Origin of the sequence: Rhodococcus sp. LW-XY12, assembly GCF_019317345.1 — a bacterium.
GTDB classification, from domain to species: domain Bacteria; phylum Actinomycetota; class Actinomycetes; order Mycobacteriales; family Mycobacteriaceae; genus Rhodococcus; species Rhodococcus pyridinivorans.
Genome location: NZ_CP079225.1, coordinates 4,648,374 through 4,674,125, shown reverse-complemented (window position 1 = coordinate 4,674,125; position 25,752 = coordinate 4,648,374). Strand labels below are relative to the sequence as shown.

Annotated in this window: 20 protein-coding genes and 1 pseudogene; 13 read left to right on the top strand and 8 right to left on the bottom strand. The window is 66.3% G+C overall.

Going from position 1 to position 25,752, the window contains the following annotated elements; all coding sequences use genetic code 11:
• Positions 1-7: 7 nt before the first annotated feature.
• Positions 8-534: pseudogene (nphA, locus tag KXC42_RS21410) on the top strand (NADH-dependent flavin reductase).
• Positions 535-601: 67 nt separating this feature from the next.
• Here the strand turns inward: nphA and KXC42_RS21405 are convergent.
• From KXC42_RS21405 to KXC42_RS21385, 5 genes are all read right to left on the bottom strand, one after another.
• A complete protein-coding gene (locus KXC42_RS21405; protein ID WP_006551045.1) occupies positions 602-1,027 on the bottom strand; it encodes a tautomerase family protein in 426 nt (141 codons plus the stop codon).
• A 25-nt stretch (positions 1,028-1,052) separates the two neighbouring features.
• Positions 1,053-1,805 (bottom strand): SDR family NAD(P)-dependent oxidoreductase, encoded by a 753-nt coding sequence (locus KXC42_RS21400; RefSeq protein WP_024102192.1) that lies wholly within the window; start codon positions 1,803-1,805, stop codon positions 1,053-1,055.
• 87 nt (positions 1,806-1,892) lie between these two features.
• Complete coding sequence (locus KXC42_RS21395) at positions 1,893-3,371, bottom strand: aldehyde dehydrogenase (RefSeq protein ID WP_219129553.1); 1,479 nt, start codon at positions 3,369-3,371, stop codon at positions 1,893-1,895.
• 14 nt (positions 3,372-3,385) lie between these two features.
• Positions 3,386-4,441: a 4-hydroxy-2-oxovalerate aldolase gene (dmpG, locus tag KXC42_RS21390; protein ID WP_006551042.1), complete on the bottom strand. Its 1,056-nt coding sequence runs from the start codon at positions 4,439-4,441 to the stop codon at positions 3,386-3,388.
• Positions 4,438-5,316: an acetaldehyde dehydrogenase (acetylating) gene (locus tag KXC42_RS21385; RefSeq protein ID WP_219129552.1), complete on the bottom strand. Its 879-nt coding sequence runs from the start codon at positions 5,314-5,316 to the stop codon at positions 4,438-4,440. The genes dmpG and KXC42_RS21385 overlap by 4 nt, the downstream gene beginning before the upstream one ends.
• Positions 5,317-5,538: 222 nt before the next feature.
• Between KXC42_RS21385 and KXC42_RS21380 the strand changes: the two genes are divergently transcribed.
• Positions 5,539-6,633, top strand: coding sequence for a VOC family protein (locus tag KXC42_RS21380; protein ID WP_006551040.1), 1,095 nt, complete (start codon positions 5,539-5,541; stop codon positions 6,631-6,633).
• 399 nt (positions 6,634-7,032) lie between these two features.
• Positions 7,033-7,215: a hypothetical protein gene (locus KXC42_RS21375; RefSeq protein WP_138941515.1), complete on the top strand. Its 183-nt coding sequence runs from the start codon at positions 7,033-7,035 to the stop codon at positions 7,213-7,215.
• A 604-nt stretch (positions 7,216-7,819) separates the two neighbouring features.
• Here KXC42_RS21375 and KXC42_RS21370 read toward each other — a convergent pair.
• Together KXC42_RS21370 and KXC42_RS21365 are read right to left on the bottom strand one after the other, a co-directional pair.
• Positions 7,820-8,860 carry an NADH:ubiquinone reductase (Na(+)-transporting) subunit F gene (locus tag KXC42_RS21370; protein ID WP_257605917.1) on the bottom strand — a complete coding sequence of 347 codons (1,041 nt, stop codon included), beginning with the start codon at positions 8,858-8,860 and terminating at the stop codon, positions 7,820-7,822.
• Between the two features lie 97 nt (positions 8,861-8,957).
• Positions 8,958-10,172, bottom strand: coding sequence for a cytochrome P450 (locus KXC42_RS21365; protein WP_219129551.1), 1,215 nt, complete (start codon positions 10,170-10,172; stop codon positions 8,958-8,960).
• Between the two features lie 1,320 nt (positions 10,173-11,492).
• Here KXC42_RS21365 and KXC42_RS21360 point away from each other — a divergent pair.
• Together KXC42_RS21360 and KXC42_RS21355 are read left to right on the top strand one after the other, a co-directional pair.
• On the top strand, positions 11,493-12,464 hold the full coding sequence (locus KXC42_RS21360; protein ID WP_039957951.1) for an LLM class F420-dependent oxidoreductase: 972 nt from the start codon (positions 11,493-11,495) through the stop codon (positions 12,462-12,464).
• A gap of 88 nt (positions 12,465-12,552) precedes the next feature.
• Positions 12,553-13,545, top strand: a complete 993-nt coding sequence (locus tag KXC42_RS21355; RefSeq protein ID WP_219129550.1) for an alpha/beta fold hydrolase — start codon at positions 12,553-12,555, stop codon at positions 13,543-13,545.
• On the opposite strand, the gene KXC42_RS21350 is transcribed toward KXC42_RS21355, so the two are convergent.
• On the bottom strand, positions 13,515-14,690 hold the full coding sequence (locus KXC42_RS21350; RefSeq protein ID WP_064851690.1) for an MFS transporter: 1,176 nt from the start codon (positions 14,688-14,690) through the stop codon (positions 13,515-13,517). The two genes, KXC42_RS21355 and KXC42_RS21350, sit on opposite strands and share 31 nt — an antisense overlap.
• Positions 14,691-14,831: 141 nt before the next feature.
• On the opposite strand from KXC42_RS21350, the gene KXC42_RS21345 reads away from it, so the two are divergent.
• The 8 genes from KXC42_RS21345 to KXC42_RS21310 all read left to right on the top strand — a co-directional run bounded on the left by KXC42_RS21345 (position 14,832) and on the right by KXC42_RS21310 (position 25,628).
• Positions 14,832-16,229 carry an amidase gene (locus KXC42_RS21345; RefSeq protein ID WP_019290755.1) on the top strand — a complete coding sequence of 466 codons (1,398 nt, stop codon included), beginning with the start codon at positions 14,832-14,834 and terminating at the stop codon, positions 16,227-16,229.
• Between the two features lie 21 nt (positions 16,230-16,250).
• A complete protein-coding gene (locus KXC42_RS21340) occupies positions 16,251-17,354 on the top strand; it encodes an XdhC family protein (protein ID WP_006551033.1) in 1,104 nt (367 codons plus the stop codon).
• Between the two features lie 54 nt (positions 17,355-17,408).
• Positions 17,409-19,133 (top strand): PucR family transcriptional regulator, encoded by a 1,725-nt coding sequence (locus KXC42_RS21335; protein ID WP_219129549.1) that lies wholly within the window; start codon positions 17,409-17,411, stop codon positions 19,131-19,133.
• 177 nt (positions 19,134-19,310) lie between these two features.
• Positions 19,311-20,759, top strand: a complete 1,449-nt coding sequence (locus KXC42_RS21330; RefSeq protein WP_006551031.1) for a uracil-xanthine permease family protein — start codon at positions 19,311-19,313, stop codon at positions 20,757-20,759.
• Positions 20,760-20,846: 87 nt separating this feature from the next.
• Positions 20,847-21,761: a xanthine dehydrogenase family protein subunit M gene (locus KXC42_RS21325; protein ID WP_019290758.1), complete on the top strand. Its 915-nt coding sequence runs from the start codon at positions 20,847-20,849 to the stop codon at positions 21,759-21,761.
• Positions 21,758-22,429 carry a (2Fe-2S)-binding protein gene (locus tag KXC42_RS21320; protein ID WP_006551027.1) on the top strand — a complete coding sequence of 224 codons (672 nt, stop codon included), beginning with the start codon at positions 21,758-21,760 and terminating at the stop codon, positions 22,427-22,429. The genes KXC42_RS21325 and KXC42_RS21320 overlap by 4 nt, the downstream gene beginning before the upstream one ends.
• Complete coding sequence (gene cutA, locus KXC42_RS21315) at positions 22,426-24,954, top strand: aerobic carbon-monoxide dehydrogenase large subunit (RefSeq protein WP_019290759.1); 2,529 nt, start codon at positions 22,426-22,428, stop codon at positions 24,952-24,954. Before KXC42_RS21320 ends, cutA begins: the two co-directional genes overlap by 4 nt.
• Positions 24,951-25,628 (top strand): carbon monoxide dehydrogenase subunit G, encoded by a 678-nt coding sequence (locus KXC42_RS21310; RefSeq protein ID WP_219129548.1) that lies wholly within the window; start codon positions 24,951-24,953, stop codon positions 25,626-25,628. The genes cutA and KXC42_RS21310 overlap by 4 nt, the downstream gene beginning before the upstream one ends.
• Positions 25,629-25,752: the final 124 nt, after the last annotated feature.

Here is a 25,752-nt window from a genome sequence, read left to right as displayed (position 1 = left end):
CACGACCATGACCGACAACACCCCGAACGGCGGAATCGAGGTCACACCCCTACAGATGCGGAAGGCCCTCGGCCGGTTCGCCAGCGGCGTCACCATCGTCACCACCGCCGAAAGCGAGGACGACGCGTCGTGCACGGTATGACGGCCAACGCATTCACCTCCGTTTCGCTCGACCCCCCGCTTGTTCTGATATCCATCGCGAACCGAGCCAAGATGAACGAGCGGATCAACAAGACCGGCAAGTACGGTGTTTCGATCCTGGCGACAGATCAGGAGCCGTTGTCACTGCACTTCGCAGGAGCTGCCCATCAACCCGATCTGGTGCGATTCGTCTGGCGCCGGGAGGTTCCTCTCCTCGAAGGCGCGCTGGTGCACCTGGCCTGTTCGGTGGACGCCTCGTATCCCGCCGGTGACCACATGTTGCACGTGGGCCGAGTGGAGCAACTGTGGTATGACGACGGACATCCGCTCGTCTTCTACACCGGTAGCTTCCGGTCGCTCGAGTTGCTGCGCGACGACCCGTGGGGATTCTGAGTAAACCCCTCGGACAGGGGGTGGGATTGCCGAAGGTCGATCCCACCCCCTTGCGGTGTCGGGTAGATCAGATGGACGATCCGCTGTCCGCGCGAGCGGCGATCTCGTCGGCGCGTACCCCCGCTGCTGAGTGGCCGCCGATGAACCAGTTCGCCGGGTCCACCTCGATGATCCGACCACGGACGGCCGAACGCGGCACCCCGAGTACATCGACGATCAGGTCGGTGAACCGGGCCGCGAGCTCCTCGCGCTGTGCGCGAGGACGACCCGCCAGCACGATGGCTGTAAAGTACGGTGCAGCCGTGCTGCTCTCGGAGGCAACCGCGCCGGCGACCGCGACATCATCGGTGGTGTAGCGGACGATGAAGGTCCGAACTCGCTCGAGCGGGGAGTCGAGAACCTCCGAATAGCAGTGGCTCGCCTCGACAAGCAGACGGTGCCGCTGCTCGACGGTGAACCGTCCGTCGAGCAGATGGAAATGTGCAACAGGCATGAGAGGGCCTTTCGGGAGTGGTGCTCTATTGGACGCCGTGGCGTGTGCCGGCGTCGACGTTGAGGACGCTGCCGTGCAGCACGCTCGCCTCGGGGGCGAGCAGCATCTCGAGGATCCAGCCGAGCTCGTCCAGCGTCGGTAACCGGCCGAGCGTGGTCTTGGCGCGGTAGCGCTCCCAAATGGTGTCGAGATCGCGGCCGGTCTCGGCTGCTTCGGTTTCGACGAATTTGCGGAGCCGTGGCGTGTCGACCGGGCCGGGCGCGATGGTGTGTGTGGTGATGCCCTTCGGTCCGTACAGGGCGCTGAGCTGGCGCATCAGATTGAACACTGCGGCGTTGACGGTGCCCGGCGCGGCGTCGAGCGGGCCGGGTTCGAAACCGAGCGATCCGGCGACGGCGACGAATCGCGATCCGGGGACCAGCTGGCCGCGGACTGCGTGCAGCAGCCGTACCAGCCCGCCGACCTTGATGTTCGCCCCTACAGCAAGCTCGCCGGGGCTGATGGTGTCGGCGGAACCACGTACCGGCAGACCCGCGGCGAACACGGCCATCCGGATCGGCGCGTCGACATAGGCGGAGATCGCCTCGATCGCACTGTCGTCGCTGATGTCGGCGACACAGGGGATGATCAGGCTGTTTTCGGCTGCAAGGGTTTTGAGGTCTTCGGCGTTGCGCGCGACCGCGATCACGCGTAGGCCTCGACGGACCAGGCGTCGGGTGAACTCGGTGCCCATCGCACCGGTGGCGCCGACGACGACACACAACTTGGGGCAGGTCACGGGTGATTACTCCTCGGGGAGAAGCGGGGACGGCCGGTGCAGCACCTACTGCACCGGCCGCCCACGTGGATGAGTCGAAGGACCGGATCAGCCGCGCAGCCGAAGGGTCACGGCGCGCGGTTCGGTGAAGAAGTCGCGGGAGTACTGACCGCCTTCACGTCCCAGGCCGCTGGCGCCTTCGCCTCCGAAGGGGAGACGCAGGTCGCGTTCGAAGAAGCAGTTGATCCATACGGTGCCGGCCTTCCAGCGCGCGGCCATCCGGTGGGCGCGGTCGAGGTTCTGGGTGAACAGCATCCCGGCCAGGCCATAGCGTGAGTCGTTGGCGATGCGCAGTGCCTCGTCTTCTGTGTCGAAACCCAGGACGGTTTCGACGGGCCCGAAGATCTCCTCTTGCGCGGTCCGGGAGTCATTGGTCAGCCCAGTGATGACGGTGGGGGGATAGTAGAAGCCCTTGGCGTGGGCGTCGCCGGTCAGACGGGCGCCGCCGGTGACGACTTTCCCGCCTTCCTGCTGCGCGAGTTCGACATAGCCGTGGACTTTGTCGAGATGGCGTTGTTCGATGAGCGGGCCGATGAAGTTCGACGGATCCTTCGGATCGCCGACGCTGAGCGTGTTCGCCTCGTCGACGAACCGCTCGAGGAACTCGTCCATGATGCTGTTCTGCACGAGCAGTCGGGATCCGGCCAGGCACACCTGTCCGTTGCCGCCGAAGATCGCACGGATCGACATCGGTACGGCCACGTCGAGGTCGGCGTCGGCGAAGATGATGTTTGCGGACTTTCCGCCCATCTCGGCCGAGACCGGCGTGTGGTTGGGTGCTGCTGCCTGAAGGATCTTGACTCCTGTGGCACTCGACCCGGTGAAGGTGATCCGGTCGACTCGCGGATCGGAGGTCAGCGGGCCGGCGACGGCTTCGCCACCGAAACCGTGTACTACGTTGAGTACTCCGTCGGGCAGTCCGGCTTCGAGTGCGAGTTCGGCGAAGCGGTGTGCAGTCAGTGGGGTTTGGGGTGCCGGTTTGAGGATTGCGGTGTTACCGAACGCCAGGGCGGGCGCGATCTTCCAGGTGGCCAGCATCAGGGGTGCGTTCCAGGGGCTGATCGCCGAGACCACGCCGGCAGGCGGGTAGAGCACGTAGGACAGCAGATCCCCGTCGGGGTAGGCCTCGTTGGCGGCCATCGACGCGTAGTCGGCGAAGAACCGCAGGTTGTGCGCCACGCGCGGGATTTCGGCGTGCAGGGACTGGTTGATGCCCTTACCGCCGTCGCGGGTTTCGAGCTGGGCGAGTTCTTCGCGGTGCTCGTCGACCTTGTCGGCGACCGCGTGCAGGATCTTTGCGCGTTCCTTCGGCGACATCTGTGGCCAGGGCCCGCTGTCGAAGGCGTGGCGGGCGGCGGTGATCGCAGCTTGTCCGTCTTCGGCGGTGCCCTTGGGTACGACACCGAGTAGCGACCCGTCGTGCGGATCGATCGATTCGAAAGTTGCTCCGTCCGATGCGTGCTTCCATTCGCCGCCGATGAGATGACGGACCTGTGTGGTCGACGGTGCGTTGTGGGTGTGGGTCATGACAGTCTCCTGTGTCAGACTCCGGCGCGGGCCGGGAGTTCGTAGGTGCGGCCGGCGAGCTCGGAAGCGACGTCGATGATCATGTCCTCCTGGCCGCCGATGACACCGCGTCGGCCGAGTTCGATCAGGATGTCGCGGGTGGAGACACCGAATTTCTTCGCGGCGCGTTTGGTGGGGTGGAAGAATGTCGAGTAGACACCGGCGTAGCCGAGGATCAGTGCGGTCTCGTCGACGATCTGGGGTTCTTTCATCAGCGGCGCGACGATGTGCTCGGCGGTGTCGATGAGTGTGAACAGGTCGACGCCGGTGTCCCAGCCGGCTCGTTCGAACGCGGCGGCCAATACCTCGGTCTGGGCGTTGCCGGCGCTGGCGCCGAGCCCGCGCAGAGATCCGTCGATGAATGTCGCCCCGTTCTCCGCGGCGGCCAAAGCGTTGGCGATACCGACCCCGAGGTTGTTGTGGGCGTGGAAGCCGATGTCGGCGGAGATCGCCTGCCGCAGCGCGGCGACGCGCTCGCCGGCGTGCTGCGGCACCATGGCGCCGGCAGAGTCGACGACGTAGACGACGTCGGCGCCGTAGGAATCGAGCTTGGCGGCTTGCTCGGCGAGCGGCTCGGGGTCGAGTTTGTGGCTCATCATTAGGAACGTCATGACGTTGAGGCCGTGTTCTTTCGCCCATTCGATGGGTTGCTGGCCGCAGTCGGCTTCGGTGCAGTGCACCGCTACCCGGACGGTTTTGATGCCCGCGTCGATCGCTCTTTGCAGTTCGGCGAGGGTAGCGATGCCTGGCACGTAGAGCGCGGCGATGTCGGCGTTGTCGACGGCGTCGACCGCGGCGCGCACGTACTCGGGGTCGGTGGCGGCGGCGAAGCCGTACTGGATGGACGAGGCGCCGAGGCCGATGCCGTGGGCGACCTCGATGGTCGGGATGCCGGCCTGATCGAGTCCGCGGGCGATATCGGCGACGTTCTGCGTGGTGAACTGATGCGAGACCGACGACATGCCGTCGCGCAGTGTGGTGTCGACGAGGGTGACCTTGCGGGGTGTATCGGTGGTGGCGGTGGTGGTCACTGGATTGCTTCCTTGACGAGGGTGCGCTGGGCCATGACGTCGGCGACCTGCACGGCGGCGGCAGTGATGATGTCGAGATTTCCGGCGTAGGTGGGCAAGAAGTCGCCGGCGCCGACGACCTCGAGCATGACGGTGACCTGGTCGCCGTCGACGTCGACCAGGCGCAGGGTGTAGCCGGGGACGTACTGCTGGACCTTGGCGACCATGTCGATCACTGCGCGCTCGATCGCGGCCGGGTCGGGGTTGCGGACTTTGGCGTAGACCGTGTCGCGCATGTTCATCGGTGGTTCGGCTGGGTTGATCACCGAGATGGCCTTGGCGTGATCGGCTCCGGCGACCTGGGCAAGTGCCTTGCCGGTTTTCTCGCTGAATTCGCTGAGGTTCTGCCGGGTGCCGGGTCCGGCGCTGTGCGAGGCGATGGCAGCGACGATCTCGCCGTAGGACGCGTCGGCGACCTCGTTGATGGCATACAGGATCGGGATGGTGGCCTGGCCGGCGCAACTGACCATGTTCACGTTCGGCGCGTCCAGGTGCGTGCTGAGGTTCACGGCCGGCACCACGTACGGGCCCACTGAGGCAGGTGTCAGATCGATCGCGCGGATGCCGGCTTCGGCGTAGCGCGGGGCAGCGGCGGCGTGGACTTTCGCTGATGTCGCTTCGAAGACCACGTCGGGAAGGTCGGGCCGGTTGAGTAGCCAGTCGGTTCCCTTTGCGGAGGCCTCGAGGCCTTCCTGTCGGGCTCGTTCGAGCCCCTCGCTGGTCGGATCGATACCGATCATGTACATGGGATCGACGTGCTCGGATCGCAGCAACTTGTACATCAGGTCTGTTCCGATGTTGCCGGATCCGACGATCGCAGCTTTCAATCGACTCATCTGTGCGGCCTTCCCTGAACTCTCGGGTAATGGGCTCGACGCTAGGAAGGGGTTGCTGGTCGGAAGGCGGAAATCCCGTGGTCCTGAACATGTGCGCGGTCGGGAACGTCCCTGTTCGGTTATCCCGGATGTCAGCGACTGCCTGGTTTACATCGCCGCAAGCTCGTGGTCACCACCACGGCCCGGTGCAGCTCGCCCGGACAGCTCAGATCAGGAGTAGCCATGACCGAACTCACTGCTCGATTCGATATCGCGCATCTCGCCCGCACCGAACTGTTCACTCCCAAGCCGCAGGAGACGCTCGACTTCTTCACCAAGTTCCTCGGCATGTATGTCACTCATCGGGAGGGTCAGTCCGTATACCTTCGAGGCTACGAGGATCCGTACCAGTGGAGCTTGAAGGTCACCGAGGCACCCGAGGCAGGAATGGGTCACGCCGCGCTGCGCGCGAGCTCTCCGGAAGCACTCGAACGTCGGGTGGCATCGCTCGAGCAGGGCAACGTCGACGGTAAGTGGAGCGAGGACCAGTTCGGTTACGGCAAGACCTTCGAGTTCCAGTCCCCGGATGGACACAACCTGCAGTTGTTGTGGGAGGTCGAGAAGTACGTCGCCCCGACGGCACTGCAGAGCAAGATCCTTTCGCGTCCTTCCAAGAAGCCGCTGTCGGGTATTCCGGTCAAGCGCATCGATCACCTCAACCTGATGGCGTCGAATGTCACCGCGCTCAAGGAATCGTTCGAGCAGCACCTCGGGTTCCGGACCACTGAACGTGTCGTCGACGGCAACGTCGAAATCGGGGCGTGGATGAGCTCGAACCTGCTCGGTCACGAAGTTGCCTGTATGCGCGACATGACCGGTGGGAACGGCAAGCTTCATCACGTAGCGTTCTACTACGGCACCGGACAGCACCTGGCCGACGCGGTCGAGATGTTCCGTGACTATGACATCCGGATCGAGGCTGGTCCGGATAAGCACGGCATCACCCAGGGGCAGTTCCTGTACGTGTTCGAGCCCGGTGGAAACCGTATCGAGCTGTTCGGTGAAGCCGGCTATCTGCATCTTGATCCTGACGCTGAGACCAAGACCTGGCAGATGTCCGACATCGATACCGGTCTCGCTGTTGGCGGTGCGAAGCTGCCGTGGGAAACGTACTTTACGTATGGCACTCCCAATCCGCTCGCGCTGGATCAGCACATCGAGAAGTTCGCCCACTTCGGTCCCGGCGCGCCGATCGAGGATCCGGATGTGGCTGCTGCCGAGCAGGCCATCCCGGACGACATCGACCACTCGCGGGCGGTTTCCGGTTCGCCCGCCTGATTGGGATCGTGCACCCGCTCAACCGCAATCGTGTGATTGTTGTTGAGAGCCTGAGGTCTCCGATGTGGACAGCGAGTTGAACAACTCTCCACATCGGAGACCTTTGTGTGTACAGGAGCGCTTCCCATACAGAATTGCCGTTGGTGTAGTCGAATCGACGGACTGAGGGGCGATGTCCATCGGCGGGTGGTCTCGAATGAGGTCCGGGGCGGTCGAGTTCTTCCTCTGCTGTGAAGGAAATCGGTGTCGGTTCGGGATGACGGCATTGAGCGTCAACTCCACCCTGGGAAGGGATGCTGGCGCTGATGGCGAAGTTCGCAGGGATACCGTCGCAGCCCAGCTGGGTCCGTTGAGCAGTGCTACCAGATGTCTTGTCTCCCTATCCTGTCAGGAGATGTCATGGAATATCCCATTCGTTATCGAGTATCAGATTCGACGACCGAATCGGTGACCGCACGCGATCTCGAGGTAGTGCTGCAAGCGCTGACCGGTCGCCCTATGGAGGCCGTTGATATCGAGGCTGTCGAGTCTGCTCTCGACCTCGAGAGGATGTCTCGTGTGGGTATCCCGCATCAGTTGTGAAGACATACTGTCGAATTCGATGGTGCATTGCTCTGGTGCACAGTAGAACTGGCCTGTACGAGATGCTTGTGCTCGCCTAGAGCTGTGGCGGGCAGGGGTAGGAATGCGAAAAAGGCCGGCAGTCGCGATACCAAGGATTGTGACGAAGGCCAGGGGTGATGGCCGCCCCTGGTTCGGAGGGGCGATTGCCTGTGAACACGGTGGTCAAGACTGATGGACCGATGCCGTTGGTGAACTGCAGCAGAGCGCAGAGCGAGCTGCCGGGCGAGCCAGCCTCCTCGGATTACTCGGGCTGAAGGCAATATTTCCCGCCACTTGCCATGCTCGATAAATCGGGACTCGGAACATCCGAGGACGCGAGCTGGATACGGTGACGCCTAACCGCGCAGGACCGTGCATCCGCCGACGTCACTGAAGTCGCGCAATTGGGGTTCTTGCATGCTCGGCGGTTCACGGGGGCGGGGTTGCAGAACGGCCTTCGGGTCCAGCTTTGCGGAAGATCTGCGGGTTACGTCCCCGGGCGAATGAACTGGCAACGAACAAAGTCTGGGGCAGCGAGTACATACGCGCTGCCCCAGACTCTTGTCGTGGTGGATCCTGAAGGTCAGAGCACTGCCGGCGCTGTGCTGGTTGCGGGCGTGATGGCGAACTCCTCGCGGAAGATCAATCGAGGAGCCATACGCCTGCGCTTGAGTGCCTTGACTGCCGCATCGACCATCGCGGGTGGGCCGCAAAGGAATGCGCTCATCCCCTTGCACGAGGGAAAGTCGCTGACCACGACATCGGTGACCAGCCCGGTTGCCCCTTCCCACTGCTCCTCGCTGAGAACGGGTCGGTAGTGGAAATGCGGGTGCCGGTGTTCGAGATCGCGGAAGAATTCGACATCGTAGAGGTCTTCCCGCCGGCGGCCGCCGTGGTAGAGGAACAGTTCTGGGACGAGGTCCTCGACGAGGGCGTGTTGGACGATCGATTTCAGTGGAGCCAACCCCGTCCCACCGCCGATCAAGATCGCCGGTTCATCCTGTTTCGCGACGAGATTGAACTGCCCGAGGGGGCCGCGCAGCGAGACTCGTTCCCCGAGCGTCATTGAGCGGAAGATCCACCCATCGGTCGACAACCCGCCCGCGGTGAGCTTGATGTGAAGTTCCAGCCGCCGAGTCTCGGTCGGAGGATTAGCCATCGAGTACTGCCGCGCCCCTGCGTGCTCAGGAACGATGAGTTCGGCGTACTGACCGGCATTGAACTGCATCGGAGTGTCCAACTCGATCACCAGTCTGCGCGTGTTGGCAGCGATGTCGTCCAACACGACGACGGTGCCTTCATAGTCGCGTAGAGGATGACGAGGCACGCCGTCATCGCTGACGTTGCCGAGCGGCTCGACGGTCAAGTCCGAGCGGGGAGTGGCCATACACCCCAGAGCCAGTCCTTCGGCCCTTTCCTCGACGGTCAGGGTGTACTCCGGAGTCTGACGGTGGTCGACCTCACCGCGCAGCACCTTGAGTTTGCATGTCCCGCAGGTTCCCTGAGTGCACGAGTGGGGCAGCCACTCGTTGGCCCGCAGGGCAGCATCGAGAATGGATTGGGTTTCTTCAACGGCAATGTCCGTGTTCTTTCCCTCTATACGGACCAAATATTGATCAGACATTTCCGGTAGCGCTCCAATTCAATATCGATAACCTCGGGTGTTCCCGATGCTCGCCGTATCTGTGCAGATGATTCAGGAGGGGTGAGGTCGAGGTCGCCTACACTTCCCATTCGACCAACAGCTGCTTGGGGCCGCGGAAACCCCATCCCCAAAAGTCCACCTCGTGGGTTTCGTCTCGTTCGATGTTCGGAATTGCCTCGAGCAATTCTTCGAGTCCGATTCGGACGACTGCATTGGCGAAATAGGTTCCGGCGCATGCGTGTTTTCCGCCGCCGAAGGTCATGTTCGGCACCAGGGCACGATCGAGGTCGTATTCGGTGGGGGCGTTGTACGCGTTTTCGTCCTGATTGGCCGAACCGTACGACAGCATCACGATTGAACCCTCAGGAAGCGTGACCCCGCCCACGGTAACTTCTCTCGCGGCGCGCTTGACCGCGGCGGACCAGATCGGGGCAACCCAGCGCATGCCCTCGGATGCGGCGCGGGGGATCAGAGTCGGATCGTCGATGACACGTTCGAGCTGGTCCGGTCGGCTGAACAGTCCGGCCAAGGTCGTGGCCATGGCATGACCGGGCTCCTGCATTGCTCCGAGCAGGAAGACATACAGGTTGGGGTAGATGACGTCGCGACTGCGGGTCTGGCCCTCCGGCATCCCGTCGTGCAGCCAGTGCGAGATGGCTGAATGGTCCGGTTCGACGATCCATTTGTCGATCTTCGGGTCGACATGCGCGATGATTTCCGCTTTGGCGCGGTCGCCGGGGGCGAACCCTTCGGGGTTGGCGAACTCACCGTTTTCGTCGACTGCCGCATTGGTGAACGACACGCTCAGATTGTGGAACCACTCGCGCAGTTTTTCGGTGCTGACATCCCCGAGACCGAGCAGGTCGCCCAGTGCGCGGACACTCACCGGCTCGCAGTAGGCGGCGACGATATCCGCGTGCCCGTCGTTCTCGAACTCGGCAATGCGCTGTCGCGCAAACGGTCGGACGAGATCGTCGATGTACTTGTCGACGGCTGAGGGCTGCAGGTGTGGTTCGACCATGTCCCTCAGGTTGCGGTGCTCGTCTCCGTTGGTATTCAGCAATGCCTGAGGGCCGAAGGTGCGGCCGCCGGCAGCGGAGATCACCGCAGGCCAGGTTGTGTCGTCTTTGGAGATCTCAGCACACAGTTCTTTCGTCGAGACGATGTGCATGCCGAGGGCGGGAACGTAGGCAATGGGTGCCTCTTTGCGGAGGCGCTCGTAGAACGGGTATGGATCGGCCTCGAGCTCCTCGATGGTGATTTCGTCGATGAAGCTGTGGGTGGAAGTCATCATGCTCCTTCTGATTTCGGGTGCTTTGAGCCGGGAGGCGGGCTGAGGCGGCTGTGAGCTGCTTCGGTTGGCCAGGCGGAGGTGATCGTCGGGTCAGCGAAGCGCTGGTAAATGTCTGTGAGCTGGCCGCGACAAACGTCAGTTGGGTGTGCCGATTATCGGGATGTCTGATGGGACCTGATCGCTAGCGTGTGCTGCGCTCGAGAGCGTCGAGAGAGCTGGTACGAAGTGCTGCACGGTCGAGTCGTATGTCAGGGGCCTCGTTCATCCTCGGACGTCACTGGCGCGGATCTTCGTAGCAGCGCAGACAAGCTGCTCGGACCTCACTATGGGTCCCCGTCCACGCCTAGAAACCGCGTAAAGACGATCTCAGTTCCCCGGGGTTGGAGGCTCAGTGGTTTCGCGTGCGCCAGAGATTGGATATCGAACCGGTCGCGGCGGTCACTCATGCGTCGTTCTCCTTCGTCACCTGCGGCGGAGTGAGAGGTGGTGTGGCGGCCGGCGGGTGGCGGCGCGCACACGAATAGCGTCGGACATGAGCCCGCAGGATCCGGCTTCCCAACTTCACCGAACCGCGTCGGTTTGTGTCTGATGTCACGAGGATGGTCGGAATCGTCGGCTGTGCGTCGCACTGTTCGGGATAGCCGAACGGAAAGGGTGAATCGTCGGGACATTTTCGGCTGCACCGGAAATGAGACGTGTCAGGGATGATTCGGGGAGCATCCCTGAGCTTCGTTGTTGGGTCCGGTCGAAAAGTGAGCAGCTGGCCCCGAGGTGGTCGCACTCCATCGTGTGCGACACGCACCTGCACATCTGGAGGCTGTGCCGTCGACTCGATATGTCAATAGGGCGCGGGGCGGCGCCCACAGTCTGCCAAACCCCGACGATTCCTCGAGCTGTGTGCCCGCCGATAGGGCGTACGCACCGTCGCTCGACAGGTTGGAGCCCGACCTGCCGCCGGGGAGTTGGGCCGACGGCTAAATCCTCGAGTGGGACGGCAGATCGATCACGACCGTCGCCCCACTCGACCGCCTCGTCGTCCGCGAGATCAGTTCCCTCTGTCTGCCCGAAGACTAGCGGATCCAGATCGCGGACCTCCGTCGGGACGGCATCAGCGTGGTCGGAACTGTCCGACTTCCGAGCGCCGTCAACAGGATTTAGCCTCAACGCACCGATCGGCTGATGCGGTCGTCGTGACTTCCTTTGCGCACCTTCGGACAGAGTCTGGACACAGCTGACCGGACACCGAGGACCGGAGTGGGCCCGGGGCGGGACACGCCCGGATATGACCTGAACCACAGTGTGGCTAGGGTGACGGTCATGACGGAGAACACGACACGACGATGGGGCCTGACCGTCCCGCTCGACGGCATCCCCCTGTCCGACCAGCGACGCATCATCGAAGAGCTCCCCGATCTCGGGTACACGGACGTGTGGTCGTCCGAGGCCGGCGCTGCCGATGCGTTCACCCCGCTGACCCTCGCGAGCGTGTGGGCTCCCGGCCTGCGCCTGGGTACCGCGATCGTCCCCGTCTACACTCGCGGCCCCGCGACGCTGGCCATGTCGGCCGCGAGCCTCGCCGCCGCCGCACCCGGCCGCTTCGTGCTCGGGGTGGGCACCTCCTCCGACGTCATCGTGGAGAAGTGGAACGGCATCCCCTTCGAGGAACCGTTCAAGCGTGCCCGTGACACCCTGCGGTTCCTGCGTGCGGCGCTGGCGGGGGAGAAGGTCTCCGAGAAGTACGACACCTTCGCCGTCGACGGCTTCCGGGCCGGCGTCGTACCCGACCCGGCGCCGCCGGTGCTGCTGGCGGCACTGCGCCCGGGCATGCTGCGTCTGGCCGGGCGTGAGGCCGACGGCGCCATCATCAACTGGCTGTCCGCCGACGACGTCCGCACCGTGGCGCCCTACGTCCACGAGGGCGGCGAGAACAAGGAGATCGTCGCGCGGATCTTCGTGCTCCCCGGCTTCGACACCGAGACCGCCCGCGCCATCGGCCGCCGCATGATCGCCGCCTACATGAACGTCCCCGTCTATCGGGCCTTCCACGAATTCCTCGGCCGTTCGGACGATTTCGCCGGCATGTGGAAGGCGTGGGCGGAAGGCGACCGCAAGGCCGCCCTCGAAGCGATCCCGGACCACGTCGTGGACGCCCTCGTGATCCACGGCGAACCCGAGGCCTGCCGCGAGCATGTGGAGCGCTACGTCGAGGCAGGTGTGACCACCCCGGCCATCGCCCTGGTGCCCTCGGGCGATCCCGCACCGATGATCCGGGCGCTCGCCCCGCGCTGACGACCGGACGTCACGATTCGATGTCGGTGGTTAACGGCACCCGAGGGCGACGCGACAACTCCTGCAGATGCGCTGTGCAGGAGGCGAGATGGCCGAGCCGACGTCGAGTACGGACCCGAACACGATCGCTCGTGTGACCGTGGTTGCCGACGACGGAGTGCCGCTGGCCACCACGGTGACCGGATCGCGGGATGCGGGTCTGACCCTCGTGTGCCTGCACGGCCACTGCCAGGACGCCGCGAGCTGGGATGCCGTCTGCGAATCGGTGGACCTGCCGGGTCTGCGCATCGTCCGCTACGACCAGCGAGGACACGGTCGTTCCGGGACCGGCGACGTCACGGCGTGCACGGTCTCCGGGATGGCCGACGACCTCGACGCGGTGCTCCGGACCCTCGCGCCGGACGGACCGGTGGTGCTGGCGGGATATTCGATGGGCGGCATGGTCGCACTGTCCTACGTCCGTCGTCACCCTGACGCCGTCGGCGACCGCATCGTGGGTGTCGGCCTGTTCGCCACCGCAGCATCGGGACTCGCGGACGGCGGTATCGGACGCTATCTGCGGCATCCGGCCGCCTCCATCGTGCACCGGGCGGTGTCGCGTGCACCGCGCGTCATGGAGTTGTCGAAACGCGCCGGGGGCCGGGTGTGCACGGTTGCCGCACGCAGGCGCACGGAGGAATCGTGGCTGCGGGTGGTCGGATCGGCGCTGTCGAACGAGACCTCCGTCGTCACCTGGTCGCGACTGCTGGCCGACTTCGCGGTGCTCGACGAGTCCGCCGCCCTCGATGTGCTCGCCAGAGTGCCGGTGGTCGTCGCGGCGGGCACGGAGGACGTCTTCGTGCCCTTGTCGTTGTCGGAGATGATGACGGCGCGGCTGCCGCACGCGAACCTCGTGCGGTTCGTCGGTGCCGGTCACCGCGTGCTCGCCGACCGTCCCCAGGAGGTCGCCGGTGCGCTGTCGGATCTGCTCGGGCACGTGCGCGCCCTGGACCCCGTCGGCCTGGACCCCGTCGGCCTGGACCCCGTCGGCCTGGACCCCGTCGGCCTCGCTCAGCGCGAGCCGACGAGGGTCGCTTCCTGATCGGCGAGCAACTTCCGGGGGACGAGCGCGAGCACGAGCAGTGCCACGGCGACCGCGAAGCATGCGACGAACCCGACGTGGGGTGCGGCGAGCGAGATGACGAAGGGCACCGCGAAACCCAGATAGATCAGGCAGTAGAAGACGGCGACGGTCTGCGCCAGCTCGTCCGGCGGAGCGATGTGCTCGACGGTGACGAGACCGGAGACGAGCAGCATGCCGTAACCCCCGCCGAGAAGGACGGCGGTGACGAGGACGGCAAGCACCGATACCGGGCCGTCGACGAGCACTGCGACGCCGGCGGTCACGAAGCCCAGCACACCGAGACCCACCCCCGTCCAGACGCCACGGTCCTCACCGTGCCGGGTGATGCGCCGGGCCACGGGCTGGATCAACGCACCGGTGAGCAGGGTCAGGGCGGCGACCACGCCGGTGAACGCGACGGCCACGCTGTCCACGCGGCCCGAGACGATCGGCGGCATCGTGGCGAACGAGACGGTCGCGCATCCGAAGACCCACGGGGCCCACGGCACGACACCCCAGCGGAAGCGCGGGGACGACAGCGTCGACAGGCGCCACGAGCCCTGCACGGTGCGGGGCCGGTGGGCGTCGGGGACGGTCCACACCAGTACCAGCGCGACCACCATCAGAGCGATGTGCACGAGATAGGGCAGACGGTCGGGGTCGGGCAGCCACTGCGCGATGAGACCGGCGAACAGGGCGCCGCTGCCGAATCCCGCCGACAGTGAGACGGCGGCTCGGCGCGCTCCCACACCTGGACCTTCGCTCAGTTCCTTCATCCACGCGGTGCCTGCTCCGAACGCCATCCCGGATGCCAATCCGGCGAGGACCCGGCCGAGATACAGCAACGCCGGGATATCGGCGCCGAGAAGCAGGACGATCGACGACACGATGCTCACCGGGATCATCGCCCGGATCACCGGACGACGCCCGATCCGGTCGGCCACGCGCCCGAAGTAGAGCAGGGCGGGGATCAACCCGACGATGTAGGAGCCGAGCATGGCGGTGAACGAGTCGCTGCCGAGTCCCAGGTGGTCGCGGTAGACGAGCTGCATCGGAGCGAACTGATTGGCGCCCCAGCTCACCGCGAATACGGCGAACGCGAGACGAGCCCAGGACGGAATCATTCCCCGATCCTCTCAGGCCCGTTCCGGCGGGAAAGTATCAACTCTTCACACCGCGGCGACCGGCTTCCTGTGGAGTGTGGACGTAGGAGGGGCCCGGAGCCGGCCATAGCGTTCTCGTCGAACGCAGACCAAGGAGGGCCAGTGGCGGTAGACGGTCGATCCCCGACGCTCGACACCGAGCGCACCGGCACGTGGACCGGCGCCGACGCGCGGTCGATCGCCGCCGTGGTCCGCAACCGCGAGGTCACCGCCCGTCGGGTCGTCGAGGACCATCTCGCCCTGATCGCCGAGCAGAACACGCGCCTCAACGCGATCGTCACCGTCGCGGCGGAGAGTGCCCTCGCCGAGGCCGACGCCCTCGACCGACGCCTCGACCGCGGCGAGGTGGCCGGTCCGCTCGCCGGGGTGCCGTTCACCGTCAAGGACCTCATCGCCACCGCAGGCGTGCGCACGACGGCCGCCTCGAGGGCGCTGGCCGACAACGTCCCCGTCGTCGATGCACCGGCCGTCGCCGCGATGAAGGCGGCCGGCGCGATCCTCGTCGGCAAGACCAACACGCCCGAATTCGGGACCTCCGGGCTCACCGACAACGAGATGTTCGGACCGGCCGTGAACCCGCTCGGCAGCCCCGAGTCGCCGCGCTCACCCGGCGGATCCAGCGGGGGCGAAGCCGCGTCGATCGCGTCGGGCATGAGCGTCCTCGGATTGGGCACCGATTTCGGCGGGTCCGTGCGCTGGCCCGCGCACTGCACCGGCCTGTGCTCGATCCGCCCCACCGTCGGCCGGGTGTCCGCGGACGGCCAGTACCCGGGGGTGCTCGTCGGCGATCATGTACGTGCCAATCCGACGACGGTGCACGGCGCGCTGCAGACCGTCGGGCCCATGACACGGAACCTCGGCGACCTCGTCCTCGCCCTGCGCATGATCTCCGAACCGCACGTCGCGTGGACCGACCCGGAGACCGTCGACGTCGACACGCTGACGATCACCTGGGCGCCCGGGGAGGGCACCGTGCCCGTCGACGACGAGATCGAGGACGTCGTCCGCGAGAGCGCGCGGCGCCTCGGTGCCCGTGAATACCGCGGGTCGGCCCTGGTAGAGGGGAACGAGTTGTTCGGGCGGCTGAGGGCCACCCAGACCCACGCCGACATCGACGCGCTGGCGAGGACCGACCGCTTCGGTGCTGTCATCCGCGACCTGCTGTCCACGGCCGGTCGCGCCGAACATCGGGAGGTGGAGGGCCTCTGGGCGTGGCGCACCGCGCTGATCCATCGCCTGCTCGACGAGATGGGCGACGTGCTGGTGCTGCCGGTCGCGTCCATCGGGGCGCCTCCGCTCAGCGACGATCGTTTCGCTGTCGGCGACCGGCTGCTCACCTGGCAGGAGGCACTGGCGAGCTGCCGCACGATCAGCGTCACCGGCCTCCCGTCCGTCGTCGTCCCTGTCGGGCGGACGAGTGACGGCATGCCCATCGGCGTGCAGGTCGTCGCGCGCCCCTTCCACGACCACGTCGCGCTGGCCGTCGCCGCGCGTCTGTGACACACCGGTAAGGAGACCGCTGTGCGGGACATTCTCGACGAGCTGTCGCGATGGTTCGACGACGGTGAGACGTTCGCGCTCGCAACCGTCGTGCGCACCTGGAAGTCGTCGCCGCGCGAACCCGGCGCCGCGATGGCCGTCTCGCGGTCGGGCGAGGTGGTGGGCAGTGTCTCGGGAGGGTGCATCGAAGGCGCGCTGTACGACATCGCGGGTGACGTGCTCGCCGACGGGCGTGCACGGACCGAGGTCTTCCGCGTCACTGACGACGACGCCTTCGGAGTGGGTCTGACCTGCGGCGGCACCATCGAGGTGTTCGTGCAGCGGGTCGATGCCGCGACCTATCCCGAGTTCCCCGAGGTGGCACGGCGGATCGGGGCTGGAGAGCCGGTCGCCGTCGTTACCGATCGGGAGTCCGCCGACCATCGTGTGGTCACCCTCGACGGGGACGACGGCACCGACGTCGGGGACGAGGTGCGCCTGCGCCTGTCCTACGGCGATTCGGAGGTCTATGTCGACGAGGGGCGTGCGCAGATCGTGGCGATCTTCGCGCCGCGACCGAGGATGTACGTCTTCGGTGCCATCGACTTCGCGTCCGCCCTGTGCACGCTGGGGAAGTTTGCCGGTTACCGCGTGACGGTGATCGACGCCCGGCCCGTCTTCGCGACGCCCGCCCGATTCCCCGACGCCGACGAGGTCGTGGTGGCGTGGCCGCACGTCTTCCTCGAGTCGGCGCCGATCGACCCCACCACGGTCGTCGCGGTGCTCACCCACGACGAGAAGTTCGACATCCCACTGCTCGAACGGGCCCTCCGCTGCGAGGCCGGATACATCGGGGCGATGGGCAGCCGCTCCACGCACGAGCGCCGGGTCGCCCTGTTGCGCGAGGCCGGTCTGTCCGCCGACGAACTGGGACGGCTGCACTCGCCGATCGGACTCGACCTCGGGGCGCGCACCCCGGAGGAAACGGCCGTGTCGATCTTCGCCGAGGTCCTCGTGAGCACGCGCGGTGCCACCGGACGCAGCCTCGCGACACTGCGCGGACCCATCCACCGGGTCCCGGCGGGACGTGCTGCCCGACCTGCGGCTTGTCCGCCTGCGATTGACGGTGTTGCCACAGCCCTCTAATGTCACGTGTCTCCCACGCAGGGGTGAACGACTGGCAGGTGGACGGGTATTGCTGTGACGGTGCGCAAGGCTGAGAAACCGGGGCCCAGCGCAGCCGAACCGGATCGCAGCGCAGCCGATCCGGATCGCAGCGCAGCCGATCCGGAGGACAGCGCAGCGGTCGCATTCGAACCCTGCCCGCTCACGGACGTCGTCTCCTCGGGCTTCCTCGTCGCACCGACGGTGATCGCCGGTGACGTCTCCACGGCGCGAGCCGTCACCGGGGTCGCGGTGATGATGCTCCCCGAGATCGGTCCCTGGTTGCGTCCGGGACTGCTGCTCGTCACCTCCACCACCGTGCTCGCGCGACTCGCCGTGCCGATCGCCGACTTCCTGGCGCGGCTGGACCGGAGCGAGGTCTCGGCTCTGGTGGTCCGACTCGACACCGGACACCCGATGCCGCAGGGTCTCACGGACGACGTTCCCCTCCCTGTGCTGACGACGCCGGAGGAGGTCGTCGCGGATCACCGTCTCGCGCGGGATCTCCGCGACATGGCTGTCGCTCAGGTGGAAGCGGTCTTCGAGGCGGATCACCTCCGTCGCGGGCTGCTCGAGATCGTCATGGCGGGTGGTGGGCACAGGGCGCTCGCCGAAGGCATCTCGCGCCGGCTCGGCGGGGCGGTTCTGATCACCACGCCCGACGGACGCCAGACCTACAGGGCCGGAAAAGAGTCCGATTTCGCCTGGCTGTCCTCGACGGCGGCTGTCGACGCGACTGGCCGGGTGCGGACCGATTCGATCGAGGGCGGGCTCGGTCTGCACCGATTCGGCAACGAGTACGTGGCGATCGCCGCGATCTCCGCCAATGGCATAGACCACGGCCGGCTCGTGTTCTTCTGTCCCGCAAGCGATCTCTCCGCGCCGGATCTGTATCTCGTGGAGCAGGCGGCGACGGTGTGTGCGCTCGTCGTCAGTCGTGAACTCGCAGTGTCGGCGGTCGAGGAGAAGCACCGGGCCAACTTCGTCCGGGACCTGTTGCGCGGCCGCGCCGGTGAACCCGAACAGGTGATCGTGCACGCCCAGATGTTCGGCTGGAATCTCGACCGCCCGGTGGTGGTGGTCGCCGTCGAACCCGATCGCGTGGACGACGATTCCTCGGCGGCACCGGCGCGACTGCCCGTCGTGGAACGGCAGGCCCGCGCGTTCGCGGGTGCGCTCGCCGGCCGCGATTCCGGAGCGTCCGTCACGGCCCTGGCGACCGAGACCGTCGTGCTCATGGGTGAGGGCAGCGACACGATGACCCTCGTGCACGAACTCGTCGCCCAGGTGCGCGGAGCCGGTGGGGGAGGACGTCGCCCGTTCGGTGTGGGGGTCTCGCGTGCGTCGTCGTCCACCGACGACCTGCCGGTGCTCTACGCCCAGGCGCGCACGGCACTCGAAGTGGGGCGCAAGATCTCCGGGCCGTGGGCGGTGACCCATTTCGACGATCTGGGTGTGTACCGGTTGCTGAGCCTCGTCGAGGACACCGAGGAACTCGAGTCGTTCGCGCGCGAGACGCTCAAGGAACTGACCGACGGCACGGCCGAGGCGCAGGACATGTGCCGTACCCTCGAGGTGCTCCTCGCCACCAACATCAACATCGCAGAAGCCGCGCGCCAGTTACATTTTCATTACAACACTCTGCGCTATCGTGTGGCGAAACTCGAAAAGATCCTCGGTCCCTTCACCGAGCAGCCCGAACTGCGGCTGGACCTTTCGCTCGCCCTCAAGATCATCGCGATGCGCGGGATCGATTCCTGACGATCAACCACCGATCTTGCCAATTTCGGAAGGTCGCTCCTGGCAGATTCCTCCCACGCCGGGCCGGAGCTGCTCCGTTAGCGTTTGCGGCTACCGAAGTACACGTGTGATCGGTAACACAGGCGTAACGATCCACGTGAACGCTATCGGCACCCACACTCTGCTGAAAGGTCCGATATGCCCATCTGGACAGTGCACGGAGACGGCAAGAACATAGAACCGGGACAGGTCGTGGCGCCGATGGAGCGCCTGAGTTGGGGCCGCACCATCGGCCTGGGCGGCCAGCACGTGGTGTCGATGTTCGGCGCCACCTTCGTCTTCCCCATCATCATGGGACTCAACCCGCAACTCGCAGTCATGCTTTCGGGCTTCTGCACCCTGTTCTTCCTCGCTGTCGTCAAGGGCCGGATCCCCAGCTATCTCGGTACCTCCGCGGCCTTCGTCGGCGGCATCGCCGCGATCTACGCCCAGGGCGGCTCGCCGTCGGAGGTCACCGGTGCGATCATGGTCTCCGGGCTCGTGCTCGCCGCGATCGGTGTGGTGATCCACTTCCTCGGCGGCTCGCTGGTCTTCAAGATCCTGCCGCCGGTCGTCACCGGCGCGGTGGTCATGCTCATCGGCTTCAACCTGGCGCCGGTGGTGGCCGGTACCTACTGGCCGCAGGATCAGTGGGTCGCGCTGACGGTGATGATCGCGCTGATCGTGGGCAGTGTCGTGCTGCGCGGCTTCCTCGGCCGCGTCGCCATCTTCCTGGCATTGCTGTTCGGCTACGCACTGTCGTGGATCCTCGACCGGATCAGCGGACCGATCACCTCCTACGACGCCGGTGCCGACGCCGTCACCGAACACTTCCGCGTGAACTGGGACGGCGTCGCGTCCGCGCCGTGGTTCGGTCTGCCGCCGTTCACGGACGAAGCCGCCGGTGTCGTCGGCATCCATGCCCCGTCGTTCAGCCTCACCTTCATCGTGCTCGTGCTGCCCGGCGTCATCGCCCTGATCGCGGAGAACGCCGGACACGTCAAAGCGGTCGCCGAGATCACCAAGACCGATCTCGACCCCATGATGGGACGCGCGCTGGCCGGTGACGGTCTCGCCACGGCCCTCGCCACCGGTGTCGGCGGTTCCCCGACGACGACCTACGCGGAGAACATCGGCGTCATGGCCGCGACCCGCGTGTACTCGACGGCCGCCTACGCCGCGGCCGGTGTCATCGCGATGCTCCTCGGCTTCTCCCCGAAGTTCGGCGCGGTCATCTCCGCGACCCCCGGCGGCGTGCTCGGCGGCATCACCGTGGTCCTCTACGGCATCATCGGCCTGCTCGGCGCCAAGATCTGGAAGGAGAACGGCGTCGACTTCGGCGACCCGCGCAACCTCATGCCCGTCGCGGCCGGCCTGATCATCGCCATCGGCGACACCAGCCTCGAGTTCACCGACACGTTCTCGCTGAGCGGCATCGCGCTGGGCACCATCGTCGTTATCGGTCTCTACCACCTGTGCCGGGTCATCGCCCCCAAGGACATCGCCCCCGAGGATCCCGATACCCCCTCCGATCAGGGAGAACCGGTCCGGACGGAGCCCGATCCCGACGGGGAGAGCGGCGCCGGGAGGCTGAAGGAGTTCGCGTGACCTCTATTACATCTGACATTGTCGACCGGTGAGCTTTGTCACTTCTCCACGAAACGCCGATCACACTATGCGGGCAGGATCTGTTCAATGAAACCGTCGCCACTCACCTACCACCGACCGCGGTCGATCGATGAAGCCTGCGAGATCCTCGCGGGGGTCGCGCACGAGGGCAAAGTGCTCGCCGGCGGCCAGTCACTGATTCCACTGCTGTCGATGCGCCTGGCGGCACCGGCTCACCTCGTCGACATCGGCTCGATCCCGCGCCTCGACGCGATCTCCGCTTCACCGGAACTCGGCGTCACCTTCGACGCTCTCACCACCCACACAGCGCTCGAATCCGATTCGACGGTCGCGCAGGTCCAGCCCCTGCTGGGCCGCGCGCTCCGGTTGGTCGCACACCCGACCATCCGCAATCGCGGAACGACCGTGGGATCGATCGTCCACGCCGATCCGTCCGCGGAGATGCCGGCCGTGCTGTCGCTGCTCGGGGGAACGCTCACCGTTCGCTCCGTCCGCGGAGTCCGGCAGATCCCCGCCGCCGAGCTGTTCGCCGGGCCGCTCGAATCGACCCTCGAGGCCGACGAGATCGCCACCAGCGTGACGGTGCCGGCTGCGCGGCCGGGCACCGGCACCGCCATCGACGAGATCGCACGACGCCACGGCGACTACGCACTCGTCGGCGTGGTCGCGCAGGTGGAGGTCGAGGACGGCGCGGTGACGTCCGCCCGGATGACCTACGTCTCCGCGGGAGAACTCGGGCAGGTCGTCGACTACACCGACATCCTGCGCGGAGCCTCGGCGCACGACGAGCGCGACCCGCTCTGGCAGCAGGTCGCGGAGAAGGCACGCGAGACCGTCGAGACGGAGGCGGACATCCACGCCACCGACCGCTACCGGTCGCAGCTGGTGGCGGCACTGACCGGCCGTGTCGGCTTCGCGGCCGCGCAGGACGCGATCCGCGACGACACACGGGTACCGATGCACACGGGAGGAAGTCGATGACGAGCTCGATCCACAAGGGTGGTCGCGATGCCTCGCGGCGGACCGTCGCCGAACAGGTCGACGAGCTGCAGGCGGAGACCGGCGAGCACCACGTCGCCGTGACCTTCACCCTCAACGGCGTGACGCAGACCGTGGTGCTGCCCTCGCGCACGCTGGCATCGGACGCGATCCGTCATCACCTCCGCCAGACCGGGACCCATGTGGGATGCGAGCACGGTGTGTGCGGCGCGTGCACGGTGCTGCTCGACGGCAAGCCGGTGCGGTCGTGCCTCGTGCTCGCTGCGAGCCTCGAGGGCCGCTCGGTGACGACGGTCGAAGGGCTCGTCGAACCGGACGGCACCCTGCATCCCGTGCAGGAGGCGTTCGTCGACTGCCACGGTCTGCAATGCGGTTTCTGCACACCGGGATTCGTCACCACGATCGCCGCCTTCCTCGAGGAGAACCCGTCGCCCACCCACGAGGAGGCGACCGATGCGATCGCCGGCAACCTCTGCCGGTGCACGGGCTACCAGAACATCCGGGCGGCCGTGCTGCGCGCCGCCGAGATCAAGCGCGAACGGTCCGGAGGCTCACCGCTCGGCCCCGACAGCGAGGCGGCACGCGCCTCGCTCGACGCCAAGGTCCGCGGCGCCACCGCTCCGGTCGGAGGAAAGGCAGGACGAGCATGACCAGCGTCTCCGATTCGCCCGTCTCCACCTCGGTCTCGACGAGCACGGCAACCGACCTCGCCCCCGCCGACATCGGTGGTGCCACCGAGTCGGGCAAGTCGTTCGGCAAGCCCATCCCGCGTGTCGAGGACAACCGGCTCGTCAGCGGTAACGGCCGCTATCTCGACGATCTCGGGCACGGCGCGCTCGCCGCGGCCTTCGTCCGGTCGCCGCACGCGCACGCCCGCATCCTCGACATCGCCGTCGATGCGGCTCTCGAACTGCCGGGCGTGCACGCCATCTACACCTACGACGATCTCGAGGCCGACTCGCCCGAGATGGCCGAGAATCTCCCACTGCTCATCCCGCACCCCGCGATCACCGCTCCGCGCAACGGATATCCGCTCGCCAAGGACGAGGTGAACCATGTCGGTGAGGCGATCGTGATGGTCGTGGCCGACAACCGGTACATCGCCGAGGACGCCTGCGCGCTGATCGACATCACCTACGAGGCCCTTCCGGCCGTGGTCGGTGTCGACACCGCACGCAACGCCGAGCACGTCGTCCATCCGGATGTGCCCGACAACGTCGCGGCGCACCTCCAGCACGGGTTCGGCGACATCGAGGCGGAACTCGCCGCGGCACCGCACACGTTGACCCTCGACCTCGAGATCGAACGTTCGGCGTCGATGCCGATGGAGGGCAAGGGCGTCTACGCCCGCTGGGACGACGACGAGAAGGTGCTGACCTTCTGGACGTCCACCCAAACCTCGACGTCCGCCCGTGCTGCGATCGCCGCGCGACTGGGCATGGCGCACAACAAGGTCCATTGCATTGCCCCCGACGTCGGTGGTGGTTTCGGTGTGAAGATCGTCCACCCGTGGCCCGAGGAGGTCATGGTCACCTGGGCCGCCCGCAAGCTGGGGCAGGCCGGGATCTCCAGCGAGGTCAAGTGGGTCGAGGACCGGCGCGAACATTTCATCTCGAGCGCCCACGAGCGCGGGCAGGTCCACGAGGTCACCGTCGGGTTCGACGACGACGGCAGGCTGCTGGCCTTCGACTTCTCGATCTGGCACGACAACGGCGCGTACCTGCCGTACGGAATCATCGTGCTGCTCAACACCTCCACCCAGGTGCTCGGCCCCTACAAACCGCGCGCCTTCCGGGTGGACGCCTATTCGCTGTACACCAACACGGTCATCGTCACGCCCTACCGCGGCGCGGGACGACCCCAGGGCGTGTTCGCAATGGAGCGGGCGATGGACGCCATCGCCAAGCATCTCGGCAAGGATGTCCTCGAGGTCCGCGAGACCAACTTCATCCGCCCCGAGGAGATGCCCTACGACTTCCACCTGATCTTCCAGGACGGCCGTCCCCTCATCTACGACACCGGCGACTACCAGGCCGGAATGGACAAGCTCAAGAAGCTCATCGGCTGGGACGAGTTCGCCGAGTACAAGGAACGTGCCCGCGCCGAGGGCCGCCGCGTCGGAATCGGTGTTGGAGCGTACGTCGAGGGCACGGGACCGGGCCCGTACGAGGGCGCCCACGTGCTCATCGAGACCTCGGGCAAGGTCAAGGCCGCCACGGGCCTGACCACCCAGGGCCAGGGACACCAGACCTCCTTCGCGCAGATCGTCGCCGATGATCTCGGTGTGCCGGTCTCCGATGTCGAGATCGTCACCGGCGACACCCGCCGATTCGGGTACGCGGTCGGCACGTTCGCCTCGCGCGGTGCCGTGATGTCCGGATCCGCCTTCCACGTCGCCGCGCAGATGGTGGCGGAGAAGGCGAAGAAGATCGCCGCGGACCACCTCCACGCCGACGTCGCCGATCTCGAACTGCGCGAGGGGCACGTGTGCGTGGTGGGCACCGAACCCGGCGCGGAGGGTACCTCGATCCCACTCGGTGTCGTGGCCGTACTGTCGAACCCGCTCCGCTACGCCTTCGACGACGCATCCCGTCGCGCAACGGGATTCGCGAACGCCGAGACCGACATGTCGGTGCCGCCCGTCCTCGAGGGTGAGCAGCCCGGCCTGGAGGCGACCGGCTACTACTCGCCGCCCACCTCGACGTTCGCGTCGGGAATCCACGCGGCGATCGTCGAGACCGATCCCGTCACCGCCGAGATCCGGGTGCTCCGGTACGCGGTGGTGCACGACTGCGGCAACGTCATCAACCCGCGCATCGTCGAAGGCCAGGTGCAGGGCGCGGTTGCGCAGGGCATCGGCGGCGCACTCTACGAGAAGATCGTCTACGACGAGCACGGGCAGATGCTCAACGCGTCGTACATGGACTTCCTCATGCCCTTCGTGACGGAGATGCCCGGCTCTCTCGAGATGGACCACACCGTCACCCCGTCCGCACTCAATCCCCTCGGGATGAAGGGCGCCGGTGAGGCCGGTGTCATCCCGACGTCGGCGGTGATCGCCGCGGCCGTCGAGGACGCGGAGGGTATCCCGATCACCAGCATGCCGATTTCCCCCTCGGAGTTGTTCGAGCTGCGTCTGACCCACGCGGCGTCCCGAAACAAGGAGAACGAATGAGAATCGCCGGTACCGCGCAACTGCAGGCACCTCCCGACGTGGTGTACGACAGCCTGCAGGACGGCCGTGTTCTCGCGGCGACGATCCCGGGCGTGCAGTCGCTCGAGCAGATCAACGACAACCACTACAAGCTGTCCATCACCGCCGGAGTGGCCTCCATCAAGGGCACCTACGACGGGGAAGTGGTTCTGTCGCAGCAGAATCGTCCCGAATCGTTCGTCATGACGGCATCGGGCTCCGGCGCTCCGGGAACGGTCAAGGCCGACGTGGCGGTGCGTCTCGAAGAACGTGACGGCGGCACCGTGCTCACCTACGACGCGGACGCGGTCGTCGGCGGCATGGTCGGGGGCGTCGGACAGCGAATGATCACCGGTGTCGCGAAGAAGATGGCCGGCGTGTTCTTCAACGGCATCGACGGTGTGATCGCCAACGGTCTGCCGGCGGCACCGAGTGCCGCCGAAGCAGCAGCCGTCGCAGGCGTGAACGGAGTCGAGGTGGCCGAGGTTGCGGAGGGTGCGGGCGTGAAGACCACCGCGCTGCCCGTGGCCGCCGCAGCAGCTGCACCGGTACCGGCCGGAACACCTTCGTTAGCAACCGTTCTGCTGTCCGCGGGAGTGGGCGCCGGTATCGCGCTGGCGGGCGTCGCCCTGGGAGCGATCCTCGCCCGACGCTGACCTTCTCGTCGAATCTCCACGGCACCCCCGGGCCATCACGGCCCGGGGGTGCCGTCGTCTGCAGGTGGCAGGTGCACGAACCCCGAACTCCAGGCGACGAGTTCGGCGAGATGTGACAAAGAAA

Bases quoted from the DNA above. Each gene is read 5' to 3' on its own strand.
- KXC42_RS21405 (WP_006551045.1), bottom strand. From the start codon at position 1,027: ATGCCTGTTGCACATTTCCATCTGCTCGACGGACGGTTCACCGTCGAG.
- KXC42_RS21395 (WP_219129553.1), bottom strand. From the start codon at position 3,371: ATGACCCACACCCACAACGCACCGTCGACCACACAGGTCCGTCATCTC.
- KXC42_RS21385 (WP_219129552.1), bottom strand. From the start codon at position 5,316: ATGAGTCGATTGAAAGCTGCGATCGTCGGATCCGGCAACATCGGAACA.
- KXC42_RS21380 (WP_006551040.1), top strand. From the start codon at position 5,539: ATGACCGAACTCACTGCTCGATTCGATATCGCGCATCTCGCCCGCACC.
- KXC42_RS21375 (WP_138941515.1), top strand. From the start codon at position 7,033: ATGGAATATCCCATTCGTTATCGAGTATCAGATTCGACGACCGAATCG.
- KXC42_RS21370 (WP_257605917.1), bottom strand. From the start codon at position 8,860: ATGTCTGATCAATATTTGGTCCGTATAGAGGGAAAGAACACGGACATT.
- KXC42_RS21365 (WP_219129551.1), bottom strand. From the start codon at position 10,172: ATGACTTCCACCCACAGCTTCATCGACGAAATCACCATCGAGGAGCTC.
- KXC42_RS21360 (WP_039957951.1), top strand. From the start codon at position 11,493: ATGACGGAGAACACGACACGACGATGGGGCCTGACCGTCCCGCTCGAC.
- KXC42_RS21355 (WP_219129550.1), top strand. From the start codon at position 12,553: ATGGCCGAGCCGACGTCGAGTACGGACCCGAACACGATCGCTCGTGTG.
- KXC42_RS21350 (WP_064851690.1), bottom strand. From the start codon at position 14,690: ATGATTCCGTCCTGGGCTCGTCTCGCGTTCGCCGTATTCGCGGTGAGC.
- KXC42_RS21330 (WP_006551031.1), top strand. From the start codon at position 19,311: ATGCCCATCTGGACAGTGCACGGAGACGGCAAGAACATAGAACCGGGA.
- KXC42_RS21325 (WP_019290758.1), top strand. From the start codon at position 20,847: ATGAAACCGTCGCCACTCACCTACCACCGACCGCGGTCGATCGATGAA.
- KXC42_RS21320 (WP_006551027.1), top strand. From the start codon at position 21,758: ATGACGAGCTCGATCCACAAGGGTGGTCGCGATGCCTCGCGGCGGACC.
- cutA (WP_019290759.1), top strand. From the start codon at position 22,426: ATGACCAGCGTCTCCGATTCGCCCGTCTCCACCTCGGTCTCGACGAGC.
- KXC42_RS21310 (WP_219129548.1), top strand. From the start codon at position 24,951: ATGAGAATCGCCGGTACCGCGCAACTGCAGGCACCTCCCGACGTGGTG.